We start from the raw sequence: 2668 nt of genomic DNA, 5'->3' as shown, positions 1-2668 counted from the left end.
CCCGAGAATGGTGGCGCCGGCGTAGATCACGACGTCGTCCTCCACCACCGGGTGGCGCGGCAGGCCCTTCTGCAGGTTGCCTTCGGCATCGGTCGGAAAGCGCTTGGCACCGAGCGTGACGGCCTGGTACAGGCGCACGCGGTTGCCGATGACCGCCGTCTCGCCGATGACGACGCCCGTGCCGTGATCGATGAAGAAGCCCGCATCGATCTGCGCGCCGGGGTGGATGTCGATGCCGGTCTGCGCATGCGCGAGCTCGGCCACGATGCGCGCCAGCAGCGGCAATTCAAGCTTGTAGAGCTCGTGCGCCAGCCGGTGGTGGATCATCGCGAGCACGCCGGGATAGCACAGCAGCACCTCGTCCACGCTGCGCGCGGCCGGATCGCCCTGGTAGGCCGCGAGCACGTCGGTGTCGAGCAGGCGGCGCAGGCCCGGCAGCGCGCTCGCGAAACGGCGCACCGCATCGGTCGCGGCATCGTCGATCTCGCCCGGGGAACGCGGCTCGTGGCGGGCGTTGAATTCGAGCTCGAGGCGGGCCTGCGCCAGCAAGGCCTGCAAAGCGGAATCGAGCGAGTGGCCGACGTAGAAGTCTTCGCTCTCATGGCGCAGGTCGGGCGGGCCGAGCCGCATCGGRAACAGCGCGCCCTTGAGCGATTCGAYGAYCTGCGCSAGCGCRTCGCGCGACGGAAACTCGCGYGYGCCGGGCTCGCGCGAGCGCCGCTGTGAATCGCGCCATTCGTCGCGCACGCCATGCAGCGCGCGCACGATGCCGCCCACCTCGAAATGAGCCATGTGGTTGTTCTCCCTGGAAAGGAATGCTGGAACGCTGCCGTCAGTCCTGCACCCACGGCAGGCCGTGGAAGCGCCAGCCGTCGGAGGCGCCGCGGTGCTGGCGTGCGTCGATCTCGCCCTCGAAGCCTTCGAGCACGTTGAACACGTGCGTGAAGCCGGCCTTGGCGGCCGCTTCCGCCGCGAGTGCCGAGCGCTTGCCGCTGCGGCACAGCAGCAGCGCCACCGCGTCCTTGCCGCCGTGCTTCGCCAGCCTGGCCTCCAGCTCGCGCACGAAGCGCGGATTGCGCGTGAGCGCCGTGCCGGTCGCCCAGGCCACGTGCAGGCTCTCGGGCACATGGCCCACGAACTTGCGCTCTTCGCCCGAGCGCACATCCACCAGCACGGCCCGGCCGCCCTGCACCAGCGCCCATGCGACGGGCGGCGTCACGCCGCCGGCATAGGGCCATCCCGCATCGGCCGCACGAATGCGCGCTTCCTCCAGGGCGGGCGGCAAGAGGGCGAGATCTTCTTCAACTTCCACTGACATGCGCTCTAGGAGCGGGGCGATGAAGTTCAAACAACCGAAAAGTCGATTCCAAACAACCAAATGGTCTAACGACCCGATCCGTCTTCGCACGAAAAAATGCATATCGATAGTCGAAGGCATTCGTTGCGGCGGCGGACGCGGCCTCGCAAGATCGCCGGCTCTCTCTCCGCCCGATTCCTTCGCTCTTCCCATTCGATGACCTCCCGCCTCCGACCCACCCCCCTCTTCTCTTCCCGCATGGCCATCGCACTGGCCGCGGTTCTGGGCCTGGGCGCAGCTGCGGCGCACGCCGACGCCACGCTCGATCGCATCAAGCAGCGCGGCAAGGTGGCCATCGGTGTGGTGGTGGGCGGCGGTCCCTTCGGCTCGATCGATCCGGCCACGCAGCAGTTGGTGGGCTGGAACCCCGACCTGGCGCGTGATCTTGCAAAGCAGCTCGGCGCCGAGGCCGAGCTGGTGCAGGTGCAGCCTTCGAACCGCGTGCAGTTCCTGCAGTCGGGCAAGGTCGACCTGCTGATCGCCTCGATGGAATACAACGCCGACCGCGGCGAAATCCTGGGCCATGCGCCCACGCCCTTCTACCGCGTGGGCGGCACCGCCGCGGTACTCAAGACCAGCGGCATCGCCAAGTGGGAAGACCTGCGCGGCAAGGTGGTCTGCGCCTCCCAGGGCAGCAGCTACGTGAAGCCGCTGCAGGAACAATACGGCGCGCAGGTGCGCGGCTTCAAGACCTCTGCGGAATCGCTGCTCGCGCTGCGCGGCGGCAACTGCGTGGCGGCCGTGCACGACGCCACGCTGATCCAGCCGCTCCTGCGCAACAACGCCGAATGGGCCGCCTACGCGGCGCCGATCCGCGACGAGATATTGCCCGCGCCCTCGGTGGTGTGGACCCGCAAGGGCGAGGCCGACACCATCGCCGCCGTCGACAAGGTCGTGCAGCAATGGCACCGCAGCGGCTGGCTGATTGCCACCGAAAAGCGCAACGGCATCGAGCCGCCGCAGCCGCTGCTGACCGAACTGCAGGCCAGGTTCAAGGCGCCCTGATGAGCGTCGGATGAGCGAAGCACTGCTCGCGCAGGCCGTGGCCGCCCTCAAGACGGTGGGGCTGAACTACGCCTTCGTGCTCGACCTGGGCGAGCGCAGCGCCTTCCTGCGCGGACTCGGCGTCACGCTGCAGCTGTGCCTGCTGACCATTCCCGCAAGCCTTGCGGCCGGCGTGCTGATCGCATCGGCGCTGACGTCGGGCCGTGCCTGGCTGGTGCAGCCGGCGCGCGCCTTCGTCGAGGTCACGCGCAACACGCCGACGCTGGTGCAGCTGTACTGCGCGTTCCTCGTGCTCAACATGCTGAT

Annotated in this window: 4 protein-coding genes; 2 read left to right on the top strand and 2 right to left on the bottom strand. The window is 68.6% G+C overall.

The features are described 5' to 3' along the window. Both AC1DOC_RS33665 and AC1DOC_RS33660 read right to left on the bottom strand, forming a co-directional pair. Positions 1 to 792, bottom strand: a 792-nt coding sequence (locus AC1DOC_RS33665; RefSeq protein ID WP_478131573.1) for a serine O-acetyltransferase, incomplete at its 3' end; no start/stop codon positions are given. A gap of 40 nt (positions 793 to 832) precedes the next feature. Beyond that, positions 833 to 1318 carry a rhodanese-like domain-containing protein gene (locus tag AC1DOC_RS33660; RefSeq protein ID WP_012747025.1) on the bottom strand — a complete coding sequence of 162 codons (486 nt, stop codon included), beginning with the start codon at positions 1316 to 1318 and terminating at the stop codon, positions 833 to 835. Between the two features lie 237 nt (positions 1319 to 1555). Here AC1DOC_RS33660 and AC1DOC_RS33655 point away from each other — a divergent pair, with 237 nt between their 5' ends. Both AC1DOC_RS33655 and AC1DOC_RS33650 read left to right on the top strand, forming a co-directional pair. Then, the gene (locus AC1DOC_RS33655; protein WP_012747024.1) at positions 1556 to 2362 is read left to right on the top strand and encodes a transporter substrate-binding domain-containing protein; all 807 of its coding nucleotides are present in this window, start codon (positions 1556 to 1558) and stop codon (positions 2360 to 2362) included. Positions 2363 to 2372: 10 nt separating this feature from the next. After that, the coding region (locus AC1DOC_RS33650; protein ID WP_478131572.1) for an ABC transporter permease subunit at positions 2373 to 2668 on the top strand (296 nt) is incomplete at its 3' end.

Source organism: Variovorax sp. 01T439_2 (assembly GCF_056398445.1).
This window is presented reverse-complemented; position numbering and strand designations above follow the sequence as displayed.

Coding starts and splice junctions, on each gene's coding strand:
- AC1DOC_RS33660 (WP_012747025.1), bottom strand. CDS start 1,318: ATGTCAGTGGAAGTTGAAGAAGATCTCGCCCTCTTGCCGCCCGCCCTG.
- AC1DOC_RS33655 (WP_012747024.1), top strand. CDS start 1,556: ATGGCCATCGCACTGGCCGCGGTTCTGGGCCTGGGCGCAGCTGCGGCG.